This is a genomic window from Streptomyces sp. NPDC012769 (assembly GCF_042901205.1).
Classification (GTDB): Bacteria; Actinomycetota; Actinomycetes; order Streptomycetales; family Streptomycetaceae; genus Streptomyces.
On record NZ_JBIBCP010000002.1, the window covers coordinates 805,612 to 823,000 of the forward strand.

Sequence of the window (17,389 nt, forward strand, 5' to 3'; positions counted from 1 at the left end):
GGTCAGGACGGCGGGGCACGGAGGACAGGTAGCCTTTCCCCCGTGCCCCGTCTGTCTGAAGTCATCGCCGAGCTCGACGCCCTCTGGCCGCCCGAGCGGGCCGAGCAGTGGGACGCCGTCGGCACCGTCTGCGGCGACCCCGACGCCGAGGTCCGCCGTGTCCTCTTCGCCGTCGACCCCGTCCAGGAGATCGCCGACGAGGCGATCGCCCTCGGAGCCGACCTCCTCGTCACCCACCACCCGCTCTATCTGCGCGGTACGACGACCGTCGCGGCCTCCCACTTCAAGGGCCGCGTCGTGCACAGCCTGATCAAGCACGACATCGCCCTCCACGTCGCGCACACCAACGCCGACACCGCGGACCCCGGCGTCTCCGACGCCCTCGCCGGCGCCCTCGACCTGCGCGTCACCGGACCGCTCGTCCCCGAGAACGGCCTCGGCCGGATCTGCGAGCTCGACCAGCCCGAGACCCTCGCCGAGTTCGCGGCCCGCGCCGCGAAGCGGCTGCCCGCCACCGCGCAGGGCATCCGGGTCGCCGGCGACCCCGACATGGTGCTGCGCAGGGTCGCCGTCAGCGGCGGCTCCGGCGACAGCCTCTTCGACGCCGTTCGGGCGGCGGGCGTGGACGCCTTCCTCACCGCCGACCTGCGCCACCACCCCGTCTCCGAGGCCACCCAGCACGCCCACCGGTCCCAGCCGCTCGGCCTGGTCGACGCCGCCCACTGGGCCACCGAATGGCCCTGGTGCGAGCAGGCCGCCGCGCAGCTCGACACCATTTCCGACCGCCACGGCTGGGACCTCCGCGTCCACGTCTCGAAGACGGTCACCGACCCCTGGTCCTCCCACCACACCTCCCCTGGAGCCCCCAACTGAACGCCGCGCCCGCCGACCAGATCCGACTCCTCGACGTCCAGGCCCTGGACGTGCGTCTCCAGCAGCTCGCGCACAAGCGCCGGTCGCTGCCCGAGCACGACGAGATCGAATCGCTGAACAAGGACCTCACCCAGCTGCGTGACCTGCTCGTCGCCGCGCAGACCGAGGAGAGCGACTGCGCCCGCGAGCAGACCAAGGCGGAGCAGGACGTGGACCAGGTGCGTCAGCGCGCCGCCCGCGACCAGCAGCGTCTCGACTCCGGCGCCGTCTCCTCCCCGAAGGACCTGGAGAACCTCCAGCGCGAGATCACCTCGCTCGCCAAGCGCCAGGGCGACCTGGAGGAGATCGTCCTGGAGGTCATGGAGCGCCGCGAGTCCGCCCAGGAGCGGGTCACGGAGCTGACCGAGCGGGTCTCCGCCGTCCAGGCGAAGGTCGACGACGCGACCGGCCGCCGTGACTCCGCCGAGGCCGAGCTCGACGCCGAGAGCACCTCGGTCGCCAAGGAGCGCGAGCTGGTGGCGGGCTCCGTCCCCGCCGACCTGATGAAGCTGTACGAGAAGCTGCGCGAGCAGCAGGGCGGTGTCGGCGCGGCGCGGCTGTACCAGCGCAAGTGCGAGGGCTGCCACATCGAGCTCAACATCACCGAGGTCAACGAGGTCCGCGCGGCCGCCGCCGACGCGGTGCTCCGCTGCGAGAACTGCCGCCGGATCCTGGTCCGCACGTCGGAGTCCGGCCTGTAATGCGCGAACTCGTGGTCGAGGCGGACGGCGGCTCCCGGGGCAATCCGGGACCCGCCGGTTACGGCGCCGTCGTCCTCGACCCGGCGACGGGGGAGACCCTGGCCGAGCGGGCCGAGTACATCGGCGTGGCCACGAACAACGTCGCCGAGTACAAGGGCCTGGTGGCGGGACTGCGGGCGGCCTTCGAGCTGTTCCCCGACGCCATGGTCCATGTGCGCATGGACTCCAAGCTGGTCGTCGAGCAGATGTCCGGCCGCTGGAAGATCAAGCACCCCGACATGAAGCCGCTGGCCGCCGAGGCCGCCCGGGCCTTCCCGGCCGGCCGGGTTCGCTACGAGTGGATCCCGCGCGAGCGCAACAAGCACGCCGACCGGCTCGCCAACGAGGCGATGGACGCGGGGCGCCGGGGCGAGCAGTGGAGCCCGGCCGCCTCTACCGCGGCCGTCACCGCCGCCGCCCCGGCTGCCGACCTCGCGGCGGCCCGCAACGCGGCGGGCGACGCGACGGCCGGCGCGGCCCGGGCCCGCGCGGCACTGGCAGGCTCGGGTAAGGGTACGGGTACGGGCACGAGCCCGAGCACGGGTGCGAGCACGGGCGTGCGCGCCCGCTCCGGGGCGGAGCCCCAGCCCGAGGGCCTGTTCGCTCCTGACGCGGCCCTCGCGTCCCAGGCGCGCGCGTCGCTGGCGACCGCGGCGACGGCCGACCGTGACGCGACGGCCGACCGCGAGGCGGCGACCGGCGACTTCGAGGCGGAGGCGGCCCATCCCACGGGCGGAGCCGTCGTCACTGCCCAGCCCCAGCCCCAGCCGCAGCCGGAGCCCCAGCCGGAGCCCCAGACGGGGGCCCAGGCCCCGGCGCGGACTTCGGCGCGGACGCCCGTCTCGCAGGGCTGGGCCGGACCCGACATGGGGGCGCCGGCCACGTTCGTGCTGCTGCGGCACGGGGAGACGGCGCTGACTCCCGAGAAGCGGTTCTCCGGCAGCGGGGGCGGCGACCCCGAGCTGTCCGCGGCCGGACGGCGGCAGGCCGAGGCCGTGGCCGCCGCGCTCGCCGCGCGCGGCACCATCCAGGAGATCGTCAGCTCGCCGCTGACCCGCTGCCGCCAGACCGCCGAGACCGTCGCCGCCCGCCTGGGCCTGGACGTGCGGATCGAACAGGGCCTGCGCGAGACCGACTTCGGCGCCTGGGAGGGGCTGACCTTCGCCGAGGTCCGCGAGCGGTACAAGGACGACCTCGACGCCTGGCTCGCCTCCCCGAAGGCCGCGCCGACCGGCGGCGGCGAGAGCTTCGCGACCGTCTCCCGGCGGGTCGCGGCCACCCGCGACCGCCTGACGGCCGCCCACCCCGGCCGCACGGTGCTCCTGGTCACCCATGTGACCCCCATCAAGACCCTGATCCGTCTCGCCCTCGGCGCCCCGCCGGAGTCCCTCTTCCGCATGGAGCTCTCGGCGGCGTCCCTCTCGGCCGTGGCCTACTACGCGGACGGCAACGCGTCCGTACGGCTCCTGAACGACACCTCGCACCTGCGCTAGTACGACGGCCCGGCCCTCCGGGCCGGCGCCCGCCGGCCCCCGTCCCGCCCGTCCCGCCCGCCCCGGGAAACGGCTGGACCCGCGCCCCCTCCCCGTACCACCATCGCGGCATGAGCTGGCACTTCACCGAGGATCCGGAGGAATTCCGGGGCGTCGCGCGCGGGTATCTGGAGGGGGACGCGGCGCGGAACACGCTGCTGCTCACCCAGCTCGACGCGGACGGGACACGCGGCTGGTGGGTCGCCCCCCGCGGCCGGGACCGGGGCCGGGTGGCGGCGGCCTGTCAGATCCTCGGCGCACCGGGGGTGTTGGTGCTCGGGGCGATGCCCGACGCCGCGGCTCGGGAGCTCGCGGGCCGGCTGCCCGGCGAGGAGCGGGTGAGCGAGGTGCGGGGGGAGTCCGGGGCCGTCGAGGAGTATGCCGCCGCGCGGGGCGGAGCTTCGGCGGTCACGCGCCGGATGCGGCTGTTCCGGCTCGGCGCGCTCACGCCACCGGACCCGGTGCCGCCCGGCCGGGAGCGGGTGGCCGGCCCCGGGGACGTACCGCGGGCGCTGGCATGGATGCGGGAGTTCGCCCGGGACATCGGGGAGGACCCGGACGCCGACTACACCGCGAACGTCGAGGCCCGGGTCGCCGAGGGGCGGCTGTGGTTCTGGGAGGCGGACGGGGCGCCCGTCGCGATGGCGAGCGTCTCGCGGCTGGTGGCCGGCCAGGCCCGCGTCTCGCCGGTCTACACCCCGCCCGCCCACCGCGCCCGCGGCTACGGCGGCGCGGTGACGGCCGCGGTCAGCCGGGCCGCCCTCGACGCGGGCGCCGCGGAGGTGCTGCTCTTCACGGACCTGGCGAACCCGACCAGCAACGCGCTCTACCGGCGGCTCGGTTACCGGCCCGTCGGCGACCACACCGCCGTCGCGTTCGGTCAGCGGGCAGCGGCCAGCCCCGACGCCTCGCGGGCCAGCTCCTCCACCCGGCCCCAGTCCCGCGCCTCCAGCGCGTCCGCCGGCAGCATCCACGTACCGCCGACGCAGGAGACGTTGGGCAGGGCGAGGTAGGACGGCGCGGAGGCGAGGGAGATGCCGCCGGTCGGGCAGAAGCGGGCCCCGGGCAGCGGACCGGCGAGGGACCTCAGGTACGGGACGCCGCCCGCCGCCTCCGCCGGGAAGAACTTCATGTCCGTCACCCCGCGTTCGAGCAGGGCCACGACCTCCGAGGTCGTCGACACGCCCGGCAGGAACGGCACGCCCGAGCCGCGCATCGCGTCCAGCAGTCCGTCCGTCCATCCCGGGCTCACCAGGAAGCGCGCCCCCGCGCCGACCGCGTCCGTGACGCCCGCCGCCGAGACGACGGTGCCCGCGCCGACGACCGCCTCCGGGACCTCCGCCGCGACGGCCCGGATCGCGTCCAGAGCCGCCGGGGTGCGCAGCGTCACCTCGATCACCGGCAGCCCGCCGGCCACTAGCGCGCGGGCCAGCGGCACGGCGTGCTCGGCGTCCTCGATCACGACGACCGGGACGACGGGAGCGGGGGAGGCGGTGGAAGCGGCGGAGGCAAGGTCGAGCACGCTCGTCATGGGCTCATCCTGTCCAGGGCAAGCGGACCATGCAACGGGCGTTGCGCATAACGCAACGCCGTCGAGTGGGCGTTCCAGAGGAGGGGGCGTCTCAGAGGAAGAAGCCACCGAACCCCTCAGTGGATCTCGTCCACCAGCACGTCCAGCACCCCCGCCTTACCGCCCTCCTCCACCACGTAGCCCAGCTCCCGCAGCGCCTCCACCAGCCCCTCCCGGCCCGTCGGCTCCGCGCCCGCCTCCAGGAGACTGCGCACGATGCGGCCCTTCGTCGCCTTGTTGAAGTGGCTCACCACCTTCCGCGTCGGCGCGTGCAGCACCCGTACCGTCGCCGTCCGCGCCGCCACCTCGCCCTTCGGCTTCCACGCCGCCGCGTACGCCGACGAGCGCAGGTCGAGCACCAGACCTTCGCCCGCCGCCTCCGGCATCACCGAGGCCATCGCCCCGCGCCAGTGCGCGCCGAGCGCGCCGAGGCCCGGCAGCTTCACGCCCATCGAGCAGCGGTACGACGGAATCCGGTCGCCGACCCGTACCGCGCCCCACAGGCCGGAGAACACCAGCAGCGACTCGTCCGCCCGCTCCCGGGCCGCCGCGTCGAGCGTGGCCAGGCCGAGCGCGTCGTACAGCACCCCGGTGTAGATCTCCCCGGCGGGCCGCGCCCCGGCCGTCCGCAGCTCGGCGTTCTTGGCGACCTCGCCGCGCAGCCCCTCGCTCAGGCCCAGCACCTCGCGCGCCTTCTCCTCGTCGGAGACACACAGCTCCACCAGCTCGTCGAGGACCGCCGCCCGCGCCCGCGCGAGCCCCGGCAACGACAGCGACTCCGGCTTGAGCGGCGCCCCGCCCCCCGAGGAGGCCTTTCCTTCGGAGGGCGGCAACAGGACGAGCACGGCGGTTCTCCTTCGTACGTACGGGGGTGGGGGTGCGGCCCCAGAGAGCCAGCGTACGAGGTGCCGACCCCCGGCCCCCGACCTACGCTCGGTCCATGCCCCGTCGCCACCTCCACGTGACCGCCGCCGCGGACGCCCCGCTGCGGGCCGCCCTGCGTGCGCTCCGCACCGAGCTGGGGATCCCCGACGGCTTCCCGCCCGCCGTCCTCGCCGAGGCCGAGGAGGCGGCCAGAGCACCGCGCCTGCCCGTGGACCCGTACGACGCCACCGACATCCCCTTCTTCACCATCGACCCGCCGATGTCCAGGGACCTCGACCAGGCCATGCACCTGGCCCGCCGGGACGGCGGCGGCTACCGGGTCCACTACGCCATCGCCGACGTCGCCGCCTTCGTCACCCCCGGCGGAGCCGTCGACGCCGAGGCGCACCGCCGGGCCACGACCCTCTACCTCCCCGACGGCAAGGTGCCGCTGCACCCGGCCGTCCTGTCCGAGGGCGTCGCCAGCCTCCTGCCCGACAGCACCGTGCCCGCCCTGCTGTGGCGCATCGACCTCGACGCCGAGGGCCGCACCGTCGCGACCGACGTACGCCGCGCCCTCGTCCGCAGTCGCGCCCGGCTCGACTACGCGGGCGCCCAGACCGCGATCGACTCCGGCACCGCCGAGGAGCCGCTCGCCCTGCTCCCGGACATCGGCAGGCTCCGCGAGGCCCTGGAGATCGAGCGCGGCGGCATCTCCCTCAACGTCCCCGAGCAGGAGATCGCCGAGGCGGCCGACGGCACGTACACCCTCCACTACCGCGCCCCGCTGCCCGTCGACGGCTGGAACGCCCAGATCTCCCTGCTCACCGGCATGGCCGCGGCCGACCTGATGGTCGCCGCCGGCACCGGCATCCTGCGCACCCTGCCGCCCGCCCCGGACGGCGCCGTCGCCCGGCTCAGGCGTTCGGCGAAGGCCCTCGGGATCGACTGGCCGCACCACGTCTCGTACGCGGCGCTCATCCGCTCGCTCGACCCGCGCCACACCCGCCACGCCGCCTTCCTCCAGGACGCGACCACGCTCCTGCGGGGCTCCGACTACACGCCCTTCACCGGCGGGCACGTCCCCTCGCCCGCGGTCCACGCCGCCGTCGCCGACGAGTACACCCACTGCACGGCTCCGCTGCGCCGGCTCGTCGACCGTTACGCGGGCGAGCTGTGCCTCGCCGCGGTCGCGGGCACCGAGCCGCCCGCGTGGGTGCTCGACGCGCTGGACGGCCTGCCGCGGGACATGGCGAGGGGGACGAGGCTCGCCAACACCGCCGAGCGGGAGTGCGTCGACATCGTCGAGGAGGCGCTGATGAGCGACCGGATCGGCGAGACCTTCGACTCGGTCGTCATCGACGTGAAGGAGCACGAGCCGGACGTCGGCACCGTGCACCTGGAGGACCCGGCGGTGATCGGCCGGGTCCTGGCCGACGGAGCGGCCCTGCCGCTCGGCGAGCGGCTGCTGGTCAGGCTGACGCAGGCGGATCCGGGACGGGCGAAGGTCGGCTTCGCTCCGGCGTGAGGACCTGCTCGGGCTTCGGTTCGGGGGCGGGCGTCGGCTCCGGGGCGCGCGTGCGCTCCAGGGCCCGCCCCAGCTCGCGGACGAGGGCTCCGGCGTCGTCCGCGTGCAGCCGGACGGTCCGTACGGGGCGGGGCGCGCCGAGCAGCCGGGGCGCGTCGACCGGTTCGGTGAGCTCCAGGGTGAGGGAGGTCTGCGAGCCGACCGCCAGGTTCAGCTCGCCCTCGACCCTCTCGTGCGTGAACAGCGTCTCGCGCCGGACGGTGGCGATCCGGTCCAGCGGGATCCGCACGTCCACATGGGCCGCCTGCCGCACCCGCAGCGCGTCCTCGGTCAGCACGTGCGGGCGGGTCACCGAGGCGGCGTGCAGGCCGAGGACGAAGGCCACCGTGTAGACGTCGAGGACCAGCACGACGGCGTGGACCACCGGCAGGTCGGCGAGCAGGTACGACATGCCGGCCGTCTCCACCAGGCAGACGAAGGCGAAGCCGTACATCAGCGCCGCCTGGTCCCGGGCGTGCGGGAACGCGAGCGCGCCCGGGGCGCCGACCCCGTGCGGCCGCCGCGCCACCCAGCGGACCAGGCTGGTCATCAGCCGCAGCTCGTGCCCGACGAGCCGCAGCACGGACTCGGGCACCAGCCGGTGCAGCGCCTCACGGGCGGTCAGACCGCGCCGCCGCAGCCGGATCCAGGCGATGCCGTGGCCGACGAGCAGGAGCGCCACGGCGGCCTCGGCGGCGGCGAGGACGGGCGGCGGGATGCGGATGCCGGCGACGAGACAGACGACGAGGACGAGCTCGGCGGGCAGCAGGGCCCAGGCGAGACAGGCGCGGACCCGCTTCACCGCCCGTCCTCCGCCCGCTCGGACTCCAGCTCGGGCCCGTCCGCCGGCGAAGCCGCCTCCGCCCGCTCCGAGACGAGACGGAGCGCGCGGCGTACGGCGGCGGCCTGGGCGGGCGCGAGGTCGCCGAAGAACACGTCGGCGAGCCCGCCCTCGGGCACCGTCACGCCGGCCTCGTCGGGCAGGCAGGCGGCGAGCGCCGCGGCCGCCTCCGCGACCCGGGGATCGCCGGGGCCGGCATCGGCGAGGGCGTCGAGGAGCGCGTAGATCTCCGGCGCGTGCCCGGACGCGTCGCGCATCAGCTCCATCAGCCGGACCCGCTCGGCCTCCGGCACGACGGAGTCGAGCAGGGTGAGCAGTTCCCGGTCCTTCACGGCCATCGGCGACGCAGCCGCCCCGGGCTCGCCGAGGTCGCCGAGCTCCGCGAGCAGACCGGCCAGCTCGGGGGACACCGGCCCCTCGGCCGAGAGCCGTCCCTCCCGCGCCCGCGCCAGCAGGTCCGCGAGCCGTGCCCGCCGCTCCCGGATCACCCGCTCCTGGCGCGCCAGATCGTCGTCCAGCTCCGCCAGCACCTCCACGAGCTCCCGGCCCTCGTCCCCGGCGAGCACCTCCCGCACCTCGTCGAGGCCGAGGCCCAGCTCCACCAGCCGGCGGATCCGGGCCAGCAGGACGGCGTCCCGGATCCCGTACTCCCGGTACCCGTTGCCGCGCCGCGGCGGCTCGGCGAGGAGCCCGATCCGGTGGTAGTGCCGCACCGCCCGCGGGGTGACCCCCACGAGCGCGGCGAGCTCGCCGATCCGCATGCCCGGGCCCGTGCCCGTAGCCCTGCCCGTGCCCCGTCCCCTACCCGTACCCGTGCTCATGTGCTCAGTAGAAACCTTGACGCTGCGACAAGGTCAAGGGCGCGAGCTCCGCCCGGAACGCCAGGTAGCATGGTCGTCACGGCAGACGAGCCGGGCGGGCGGCCGCGTGGGGATCCTCGGATCCTCCCGAGGAACGTCCGGGCTCCACAGGGCAAGGTGGTGGCTAACGGCCACCCGGGGTGACCCGCGGGACAGTGCCACAGAAAACAGACCGCCGGGGACCTCGGTCCTCGGTAAGGGTGAAACGGTGGTGTAAGAGACCACCAGCGCCTGAGGTGACTCAGGCGGCTAGGTAAACCCCACCCGGAGCAAGGTCAAAAGGGGACACCCCGGTGTCCCTGCGCGGACGATCGAGGGCTGCCCGCCCGAGTCCGCGGGTAGACCGCACGAGGCCGGCGGCAACGCCGGTCCTAGATGGATGGCCGTCACCCCGACGACCGCGAGGTCCCGGGGTACAGAACCCGGCGTACAGCCCGACTCGTCTGCCCCTTCCGCCTCAGGTTCCGTATCAGGGTCCGTATCGGGCCGCGCCGCTCGCCCAGGTGGCCGACCCCGCGCGCTGACGCGCGGCCCGGTTCCCCGGCGGGCGGGGCGGGCCGGTGTACGGCTAGGGCATGACCATTCCCGTGAACCGGCTCAGCGACCCCACCGTGCGGGCCTTCGTCACCGCCCTCAACGCCAACGACCAGTCCGCCCTCCACGACCTCCTCGCGCCCGACGCCACCATGGCCGACGACGGGTCGGACCGGAACGTGCGGGAATGGCTCGACCGGGAGGTCTTCTCCTCGAACGGGCACATGGAGGTCGAGGACGAGACGGACGGGGGGCTCGGCCTGGTCGCCACCTACCGCAACGACACGTGGGGGGCGATGCGGACCGCGTGGCGCTTCACCGTCGAGGGCGGCAAGGTCACCCGCTTCGAGACGGGCCAGGCCCCGGCCGACTAGCGCCACCCCCTCGCCCCCGCCCCCTCACCCCCGCCCGATGTACGGCATCGTCGTCGCCATCACCGTCGCGAACTGGACGTTCGCCTCCAGGGGCAGGCCCGCCATGTGGACCACCGTCGCCGCCACGTCCGACGCGTCCATCACCGGTTCCACGGCGAGTTCGCCGTTGGGCTGGAGGATGCCGGTCTGCATGCGGGCGGTCATGTCGGTGGCGGCGTTGCCGATGTCGATCTGGCCGCAGGCGATCCGGTACGGGCGGCCGTCCAGGGACAGGGACTTCGTCAGGCCCGTCATGGCGTGCTTCGTCGCCGTGTAGGCGATCGAGTGCGGGCGCGGCACATGGGCCGAGATCGAGCCGTTGTTGATGATCCGGCCGCCCTGGGGGGACTGCTCCTTCATCGCCCGGTAGGCGGCCTGCGCGCACAGGAACGCGCCCGTGAGGTTGACGTCCACCACCGTGCGCCAGGTGTCCGGGTCCAGGTCCTCCACCGGTACGCCGCCGCCCGCGAACGTGCCCGCGTTGTTGAAGAGCAGGTCCACCCGGCCCCATCGGGCCCGTACCGCCTCGAAGAGTGACGCCACCTGCTCGGCGGAGGTCACGTCCGTCGGGACGCACAGTGCCGCGTCCCGGTCGGGGAAGGCCGCGGCCGTCTCCTCCAGGGGCTCCGCGCGGCGGCCCGCGAGCGCCACCCGCCAGCCGGCCTCCGCCAGCGCCCGTGCCACGCTCCGGCCGATGCCCGACCCGGCTCCCGTGACCACGGCGACGCGCGACCCGTAACTCATCTCCGTACTCATGGCCGCGCAGCGTACGGCAGACGCGTGCCCCATGAACTCATCCGTCCGACACGTGGATGTTCTGTACCCGACAACGTGAGGTCGTCCCGCCCCTCTGCAATACCCGACGGACAACATCCGTCAGGGGAGGGGCACATGACCGCCGCACACACCCGCACCGACGCCTACGCGGAACAACTCCGCGCCGTCGCCCGCCACTTGGGGCGCCGCCACTTCCTCACCGTCACCGGCGCCGCCGCCGCGCTCGCCTTCGCCGTCAACCTCCCGGCGGCCGGCACGGCCGCCGCGGCCGAGCTCGACGGCCGTCGCCTCACCGAGGACCCGTTCACCCTGGGGGTGGCCTCCGGCGACCCGCTGCCGAACTCCGTGCTCCTGTGGACCCGGCTCGCCCCCCGCCCGTACGAGACCGGCGGCGGCCTGCCCGCCGGCACCCGGGTCGCCGTCGAGTGGGAGCTCGCCCACGACGAACGCTTCCGCCGGGGCGTCCGGCGCGGCACCGCCCTCGCGCACGCCGAGTTCGACCACACCGTCCACGTCGAGGTCGACGGCCTCGCCCCCGGCCGCGACCACTTCTACCGCTTCCGCGTCGGCGCCTGGACCAGCCCCGTCGGCCGCACCCGCACCGCCCCCGCCCCCGGCGCCCGGCCCGCCGCGGTGAAGCTCGCCGCCGTCTCCTGCCAGGCCTACCACGACGGCTACTTCACGGCCTACCGCCACCTCGCCGACGAGGACCTCGACGTCGTCCTCCACCTCGGCGACTACCTCTACGAGTACGCCGTGAACGCCACCGGCGGCGCCCGCGCCTACACCGACCGCACCCTGCCGGACGTCTTCGCCCGGGAGACCGTGACGCTGGAGGACTACCGGCTGCGCTACGCCCTCTACAAGAGCGATCCCGACCTGATGGCCGCGCACGCCGCCCACCCCTTCGCCGTCACCTGGGACGACCACGAGACCGAGAACAACTACGCCGGGGACATACCGGAGAACGGCGTCCCGCCGGAGGAGTTCCTGATCCGCCGCGCCGCCGCCTACCGCGCCTACTGGGAGAACCAGCCGCTGCGCCGCCCGCAGCGGCCCACCGGACCCGACATGCGGCTCTACCGGCGGCTGCGCTTCGGCCGGCTCGCCCAGTTCGACATCCTCGACACCCGCCAGTACCGCTCCGACCAGGCCTACGGCGACGGCTGGCAGACGCCGGGACCCGCCTCCGAGGACCCGTCGCGCACGATGACCGGCGCCGCCCAGGAGCGCTGGCTCCTCGACGGCTGGCGGGACTCCCGCGCCACCTGGAACGTCCTGCCCCAGCAGGTCGTCTTCTCCGAGCGCCGCAACCTGCCCACCGACGCGTACAAGCTCTCCATGGACTCCTGGGACGGCTACCCGGCCTCCCGCCGACGCGTGCTGGCCGGGGCCGAGGCCGCCGGGATCGAGAACCTGATGGTGCTCACCGGTGACGTGCACGTCGCCTACGGACTCGACATCAAGGCCGACTTCCGCGACCCGGCCTCCCGGACCGTCGGCACCGAGATCGTCGCCACCTCCATCAGCAGCGGCAGGAACGGCGCCGACCGGCCCGCCAACTACGACAACCTCACCCGCGCCAACCCGCACCTGCGCTACTACAACGGCCGGCGCGGCTACGTCACGGTCGCCCTCACCGAGGACAGCGCCCGCGCCGACTTCCGTACGGTCTCCGCGGTGACCACGCCGGGCGCTCCGGTCGCCACGGCCGCCTCGTTCGTCACAGAGGCCGGACGGCCCGGTCTCACGCCCGCCTGACACGCGTAACCTTCGGGAGGGATCCGAGAGAAAGGGATCCGATCGAAGCGGTAGCGAAGAAGACGAAGAAGCGGACGAAACGGAGCAGTCCATGGCGATGCCGGAGAGCGGCCGGGCCACCACCACCGACGATCACATAGGGCCCGCCCCGGCCGCCTCCACCCGGAGGGCCGGGCTGCTCGTCACCCTGGTGCTCGGCGGGCTCACCGCCCTCCCCCCGCTCTCCATGGACATGTACCTGCCGGCCCTGCCGGAGGTCACCGAGGCGCTGCGCTCACCCGCCGCCACCATCCAGCTCACCCTGACCGCGTGCCTCGCCGGCATGGCGCTCGGTCAGCTCGTCGTCGGCCCCATGAGCGACAAGTGGGGCCGGCGGCGGCCGCTGCTCATCGGCATGATCGTGTACGTCCTCGCCACCGCCGTCTGCGCCTTCGCCCCCTCCGCCGCACTCCTCATCGGCTTCCGGCTCCTCCAGGGCCTCGCGGGCGCCGCCGGCATCGTGATCGCCCGCGCCATCGTCCGCGACCTCTACGACGGCGTCGAGATGGCCCGGTTCTTCTCCACCCTGATGCTCATCTCCGGAGCCGCGCCGATCATCGCCCCGCTCATCGGCGGCCAGATCCTGCGGATCACCGACTGGCGGGGCGTCTTCCACGTCCTCACCGCGGTCGGGATCGTGCTCACCCTCGTCGTCTGGCGCTTCCTCCACGAGACCCTGCCGCCCGAGCGGCGCCACGCGGGCGGCGTCGGCGATGCCCTGCGCACCATGCGCGGCCTCCTCGCGGACCGCGTCTTCACCGGCTACATGCTGGCCGGCGGCCTCGCCTTCGCCGTCCTCTTCGCCTACATCAGCGCCTCGCCCTTCGTCGTCCAGGAGATCTACGGAGCCTCCCCGCAGACCTTCAGCCTGCTCTTCGGGCTCAACTCGATCGGCCTCGTCGTCGTCGGACAGATCAACGGCAAGCTGCTCGTCGGCCGCGTCAGCCTCGACAAGGTGCTCGGCTGGGGCCTCGGCGTCATCCTGCTCGCCGCCCTCGCCCTGCTCCTGATGACCAGCGGGGTCTTCGGCGAGCCCGGACTCGTCGCCGTGGCCGCCGGACTGTTCGTCCTGATGTCGGCCATGGGCCTCGCGATGCCCAACACCAACGCGCAGGCCCTGATGCGCACCCCGCACGCCGCCGGCTCCGCATCCGCCCTGCTCGGCACCTCCTCCTTCCTCATCGGCGCCGTCGCCTCGCCCCTCGTCGGCATCGCGGGCGAGACCACCGCCGTCCCCATGGCCGTCGTCCAGCTCGTCTGCGCGACCGCCGCCCTCGCCTGCTTCCTCCTCCTGTGCCGCCCCTGGCGCGCACGGGCGGGCCAGTGAGTCCCCGGCGTCCCCGCCGGCCGTACCGGCGCGCGGGGGAGCCCCCGCTCGAACACTAGAATGTCGAGGTGAACGCCTCCCTCCCCTCCGCCGAGACCCTGCGCACCGCGCTCGGCGCGGTCCTCGACGGGCTGCCGCCCCGGCAGGCCGCGCAGGCCGTCGAGCGGCTGATCGCCAACTACCGGGGGGCCACCCCGACCGACGCGCCCGTGCTGCGCGACCGGTCCGACGTCGCCGCCTACGCCGCGTACCGGATGCCCGCCACCTTCGAGGCCGTACGGAGCGCCCTGTACGCCCTCGCGGACGCCGCGCCCGACTGGGCGCCCGCCACGCACACGGACGTCGGCGGCGGAACGGGCGCGGCGAGCTGGGCGGTCGCCGAGACGTGGGAGGGCTCCGCCCGCACCACCGTCCTGGACTGGGCCGAGCCGGCCCTCACGATCGGCGCGGAGCTCGCCCGTGGCGTCTTCGAGGCCGACTGGCGCCGCGAGCGCATCGGCGGGGCGCTGCGCCTGGCCGACACCGATCTGGTGACCGTCTCCTACGTCCTCAACGAGCTCACCGAGGCCGACCGCACGGCGCTGGTGACCGAGGCCGCCCGGGCGGCGCGGGCGGTCGTCATCGTCGAGCCCGGCACCCCCGACGGCTACGAGCGGATCATCGCGGCCCGCGACCTCCTCGTCGCCCAGGGCTTCACCGTCGCCGCGCCCTGCCCGCACAGCGGCGCCTGCCCGATCGTGCCGGGCACCGACTGGTGCCACTTCGCGGCCCGGGTCAGCCGGTCGTCCCTGCACCGGCAGGTGAAGGGCGGCTCGCTGCCGTACGAGGACGAGAAGTACGCCTACGTGGCCGCGACCAGGTTCCCGGCGGCCCAGGAGACCTCGGCGGCCCCGGCGGTCGCGGTGACGCCGGTGACCGCCCGGATCACCCGCAGGCCGCAGATCCGCAAGGGCCAGGTGCTCCTGGAACTGTGCGGGCCCGACGGGCTCGGGCGCGAGACGGTCACCAAGCGGCACGGCGCGCTCTACAAGGAGGCCAGGGACGCCGAGTGGGGCGACCCCTGGCCCCCCGCCGAGGACTAGCCGTGCCTCAGGGCCGCAGCTCCTGCGTGCAGCACTTCACGCTGCCGCCGCCCTTCAGCAGCTCGCCCAGGTCCATCCCGATCGGCTCGAAGCCGCGCTCCCGCAGCGGGCCGAACAGGCCCACGGCCGTCTGCGGGAGCAGCACGTGCCGCCCGTCGCTCACCGCGTTCAGACCGAGCACGGCGGCGTCCTCGGCCGGGACGAGCAGGGCGCCGGGGAACAGCCGCTCCAGGACGGCGCGGCTGCCGGGGGAGAAGGCGTCCGGGAAGTACATGACCTCGTCGCGCGCGTCGTCCAGGACGCACAGTGCCGTGTCCAGGTGGTAGTAGCGCGGGTCCACCAGCTCCAGGCCGATCACCGGCCGCCCGAAGAACTCCTGGGCCTCGTCGTGCGAGAGCGGGCTGGAGCGGAAGCCGCGGCCGGCCAGGATCCAGGACGCGGTCACGGCGAAGTCGCCCTCGCCCTCGTTGACGTGCTCCGGCACCCGCACGTCGGTCTCCGCGTAACCGTTCCCGCGGAACCAGGCCAGGTGCGCCGCCGCCTCGTCGGCGCGCTCCGGATAGGCGAACCTGGCGCCGAAGACCCGGCCGTCCACCACGGTCGCGCCGTTCGCGGCGAAGACCATGTCCGGCAGGCCCGGGACCGGGTCGAGCAGCTCGACGGTGTGGCCGAGCGCGCGGTAGCGGTCGCGCAGGTCCTCCCACTGGGCGAGGGCGAGCGGCAGGTCGACCGGTTTCGTGGGGTCCATCCAGGGGTTGATGGAGTACGTCACCTCGAAGTGCGTGGGTGGGCACATCAGATAACGGCGGGGCGAGGCCTCGCGCGGAGTGTTGCGCAAAGAGGGCTCCTCTACGGTCGATGAGCGTTGAGCTCATGGTCCGCCTTCGGGGGGCGGCGCGCAGTGGACCGATCGGGTGATTCGGATGAAGAGCGGCCCACCGAACGGGTGAGGACGGATGGACGAGTGGCGAGACGGTGCGTCTCGCCTGCTGGTAGATTGGGGGCCATGTCCGACACCAAGGCGCCCGACTCCTCCCGCCGCAGCGAACGCTCCCGCCGCGCCATCTACGCCGCCGCCCTCGAACTCGTCTCCGAGCAGGGCTTCGCGAAGACCACCGTCGAGGGCATCGCCGCCCGCGCGGGCGTCGGCAAGCAGACCATCTACCGTTGGTGGCCCGCCAACTCCAAGGCCGCCGTCCTCCTGGAGGCCTTCCTCGACCTCGCCGAGCAGGCGGCCGAGGCGGTGGGCGGTGACCTCGACAGTGAGATCCCCGACAGCGGGGACCTCGCCGCCGACCTCAGACTCGTGCTGCGGGCCACCGTCGACGAGCTCAACAACCCCGTCTTCGACCGGCCCAGCCGCGCCCTCGCCGCCGAGGGGATCGTCGACCCGGCGCTCGGTGCCGAGTTCACCGCCAAGCTCCTGGAACCCCAGCTCCAGGTCTACGCCCGCCGCATCGAGGCCGCCCAGGCCGCCGGGGACGTCGACCCGGGCGTCGACCCGCGCATCGCCCTCGAAATGCTCGTCGGCCCCCTCCACCACCGCTGGCTGCACCGCACCCTGCCGCTCACCCACGCCTACGCCGACGCCCTCGTCGACCACGTCCTGCGGGGCCTCGCACCCCGCGCCTGACGGGTCCGCGAGCCCGGCTCCCGACGCGGTGTCCGCCGTTTTCCGACCCCGGTTCCCGACTCCGGTCACCCGAGGCGCAGGATGGTGGGACCATGGAGAGCCCGTGAGACCGAACGGGCGAGCATGAGGTGTGAGGGGATAGATGGGCGACGGCATCGGCCGCTACCGCGGCACGGAGAGCAAACTCGCACAGTGGCTGCGCAGGCGCCCCAAGCGGAGCGCGGCCGACATCGAGAACGACCGCGAGAAGGCGCTCCTGGCCGTCGCCGCCGCGGGGATGCCCCTCGCCCCCGCCGCGTATCCCGTCGGCTATCGCTGCTCCTGTGAGCGGATCGGCTGTCCCACCCCCGCCCGGCACCCCGTCTCCTTCGCCTGGCAGACCCAGTCGACCACCGACCGCGCCCAGATCGAGCGCTGGGCACGCAACCAGCCCGAGGCGAACTTCATCACCGCCACCGGCATGGTCCACGACGTCCTCGACGTCCCCCTCGCCGCCGGGCGCGCCGCCCTGGAGCGGCTGCTCGCCGAGGGCGTCGAGGTCGGGCCGGTGGCCGTGTCCGGCGCGGCGGAGGACCGGCCCTCCGAGGGCCGGATGCTCTTCTTCACCGCCACCCGGGGCACCCCCGAGGACGAGGACGAGTGGTGGCCCTGCGAGCTGGACTGCCACCCCGAGACCATGGACGAGCATCCGGGCCTGCGCTGGCACTGCCGCGGCAGCTACGTCCTCGTCCCCCCGTCCCGGCTCCCCGGCGACGAGAGCGACCACCCGGTCCTCGCCTGGCTGCGCGGCCCCGAGCACGCCCTCCCCGAGCCCCTGAACCTCCTCGAGGCCCTCACCGACGCCTGCGCCCGCCACGCGGCCGCACAGGCGGAACAGGGCGAGCCCGCGGACCACGGGGTCGCCTGGCCGCTGAGCCGCTGAGCGGCTCACTGAGCC

At 74.4% G+C, this 17,389-nt stretch carries 16 protein-coding genes, 1 other RNA gene and 1 pseudogene; 12 read left to right on the plus strand and 6 right to left on the minus strand.

Features of this window, described 5'->3' with window-relative positions:
- Positions 1–42 precede the first annotated feature (42 nt).
- The 4 genes and pseudogenes from ACFY7C_RS12710 to ACFY7C_RS12725 form a co-directional block, all read left to right on the plus strand.
- Positions 43–873 carry a Nif3-like dinuclear metal center hexameric protein gene (locus ACFY7C_RS12710; RefSeq protein WP_389648061.1) on the plus strand — a complete coding sequence of 277 codons (831 nt, stop codon included), beginning with the start codon at positions 43–45 and terminating at the stop codon, positions 871–873.
- On the plus strand, positions 870–1,613 hold the full coding sequence (locus ACFY7C_RS12715; RefSeq protein WP_389649485.1) for a zinc ribbon domain-containing protein: 744 nt from the start codon (positions 870–872) through the stop codon (positions 1,611–1,613). Before ACFY7C_RS12710 ends, ACFY7C_RS12715 begins: the two co-directional genes overlap by 4 nt.
- On the plus strand, positions 1,613–3,145 hold the full coding sequence (locus ACFY7C_RS12720; RefSeq protein WP_389648064.1) for a bifunctional RNase H/acid phosphatase: 1,533 nt from the start codon (positions 1,613–1,615) through the stop codon (positions 3,143–3,145). The genes ACFY7C_RS12715 and ACFY7C_RS12720 overlap by 1 nt, the downstream gene beginning before the upstream one ends.
- Before the next feature lie 560 nt (positions 3,146–3,705).
- A pseudogene (locus ACFY7C_RS12725) lies at positions 3,706–4,023 on the plus strand (GNAT family N-acetyltransferase); the annotation flags it as partial.
- Between the two features lie 41 nt (positions 4,024–4,064).
- Here ACFY7C_RS12725 and eda read toward each other — a convergent pair.
- Positions 4,065–4,715: a bifunctional 4-hydroxy-2-oxoglutarate aldolase/2-dehydro-3-deoxy-phosphogluconate aldolase gene (gene eda, locus ACFY7C_RS12730; RefSeq protein ID WP_389648067.1), complete on the minus strand. Its 651-nt coding sequence runs from the start codon at positions 4,713–4,715 to the stop codon at positions 4,065–4,067.
- A 116-nt stretch (positions 4,716–4,831) separates the two neighbouring features.
- Positions 4,832–5,599 (minus strand): peroxide stress protein YaaA, encoded by a 768-nt coding sequence (gene yaaA / locus ACFY7C_RS12735; RefSeq protein ID WP_389648070.1) that lies wholly within the window; start codon positions 5,597–5,599, stop codon positions 4,832–4,834.
- Positions 5,600–5,694: 95 nt separating this feature from the next.
- Here yaaA and ACFY7C_RS12740 point away from each other — a divergent pair, with 95 nt between their 5' ends.
- The gene (locus tag ACFY7C_RS12740; protein WP_389648073.1) at positions 5,695–7,146 is read left to right on the plus strand and encodes an RNB domain-containing ribonuclease; all 1,452 of its coding nucleotides are present in this window, start codon (positions 5,695–5,697) and stop codon (positions 7,144–7,146) included.
- On the opposite strand, the gene ACFY7C_RS12745 is transcribed toward ACFY7C_RS12740, so the two are convergent.
- Both ACFY7C_RS12745 and ACFY7C_RS12750 read right to left on the minus strand, forming a co-directional pair.
- Positions 7,091–7,987: a hypothetical protein gene (locus tag ACFY7C_RS12745; RefSeq protein ID WP_389648076.1), complete on the minus strand. Its 897-nt coding sequence runs from the start codon at positions 7,985–7,987 to the stop codon at positions 7,091–7,093. The two genes, ACFY7C_RS12740 and ACFY7C_RS12745, sit on opposite strands and share 56 nt — an antisense overlap.
- Positions 7,984–8,787 carry a MerR family transcriptional regulator gene (locus tag ACFY7C_RS12750; RefSeq protein ID WP_389648079.1) on the minus strand — a complete coding sequence of 268 codons (804 nt, stop codon included), beginning with the start codon at positions 8,785–8,787 and terminating at the stop codon, positions 7,984–7,986. The genes ACFY7C_RS12745 and ACFY7C_RS12750 overlap by 4 nt, the downstream gene beginning before the upstream one ends.
- Positions 8,788–8,933: 146 nt before the next feature.
- On the opposite strand from ACFY7C_RS12750, the gene rnpB reads away from it, so the two are divergent.
- Positions 8,934–9,332, plus strand: an RNA gene (rnpB, locus tag ACFY7C_RS12755) — RNase P RNA component class A.
- 129 nt (positions 9,333–9,461) lie between these two features.
- Positions 9,462–9,794, plus strand: a complete 333-nt coding sequence (locus ACFY7C_RS12760; RefSeq protein ID WP_389648082.1) for a nuclear transport factor 2 family protein — start codon at positions 9,462–9,464, stop codon at positions 9,792–9,794.
- A gap of 24 nt (positions 9,795–9,818) precedes the next feature.
- Here ACFY7C_RS12760 and ACFY7C_RS12765 read toward each other — a convergent pair whose 3' ends face one another.
- Positions 9,819–10,577 (minus strand): SDR family oxidoreductase, encoded by a 759-nt coding sequence (locus ACFY7C_RS12765; protein ID WP_389649488.1) that lies wholly within the window; start codon positions 10,575–10,577, stop codon positions 9,819–9,821.
- Between the two features lie 147 nt (positions 10,578–10,724).
- Here ACFY7C_RS12765 and ACFY7C_RS12770 point away from each other — a divergent pair, with 147 nt between their 5' ends.
- The 3 genes from ACFY7C_RS12770 to ACFY7C_RS12780 all read left to right on the plus strand — a co-directional run bounded on the left by ACFY7C_RS12770 (position 10,725) and on the right by ACFY7C_RS12780 (position 14,819).
- The gene (locus tag ACFY7C_RS12770) at positions 10,725–12,371 is read left to right on the plus strand and encodes an alkaline phosphatase D family protein (RefSeq protein WP_389648085.1); all 1,647 of its coding nucleotides are present in this window, start codon (positions 10,725–10,727) and stop codon (positions 12,369–12,371) included.
- A 97-nt stretch (positions 12,372–12,468) separates the two neighbouring features.
- Positions 12,469–13,737, plus strand: a complete 1,269-nt coding sequence (locus ACFY7C_RS12775) for a Bcr/CflA family multidrug efflux MFS transporter (RefSeq protein ID WP_389649491.1) — start codon at positions 12,469–12,471, stop codon at positions 13,735–13,737.
- Between the two features lie 68 nt (positions 13,738–13,805).
- On the plus strand, positions 13,806–14,819 hold the full coding sequence (locus tag ACFY7C_RS12780) for a small ribosomal subunit Rsm22 family protein (protein ID WP_389648088.1): 1,014 nt from the start codon (positions 13,806–13,808) through the stop codon (positions 14,817–14,819).
- A 7-nt stretch (positions 14,820–14,826) separates the two neighbouring features.
- On the opposite strand, the gene ddaH is transcribed toward ACFY7C_RS12780, so the two are convergent.
- Positions 14,827–15,657, minus strand: coding sequence for a dimethylargininase (ddaH, locus tag ACFY7C_RS12785; RefSeq protein WP_389648091.1), 831 nt, complete (start codon positions 15,655–15,657; stop codon positions 14,827–14,829).
- A gap of 168 nt (positions 15,658–15,825) precedes the next feature.
- Here ddaH and ACFY7C_RS12790 point away from each other — a divergent pair, with 168 nt between their 5' ends.
- Both ACFY7C_RS12790 and ACFY7C_RS12795 read left to right on the plus strand, forming a co-directional pair.
- Entirely contained in the window at positions 15,826–16,452 is a 627-nt protein-coding gene (locus tag ACFY7C_RS12790) for a TetR/AcrR family transcriptional regulator (RefSeq protein ID WP_389648094.1), read from the plus strand.
- Between the two features lie 142 nt (positions 16,453–16,594).
- Positions 16,595–17,374: a bifunctional DNA primase/polymerase gene (locus ACFY7C_RS12795; protein ID WP_389648097.1), complete on the plus strand. Its 780-nt coding sequence runs from the start codon at positions 16,595–16,597 to the stop codon at positions 17,372–17,374.
- Positions 17,375–17,389: the final 15 nt, after the last annotated feature.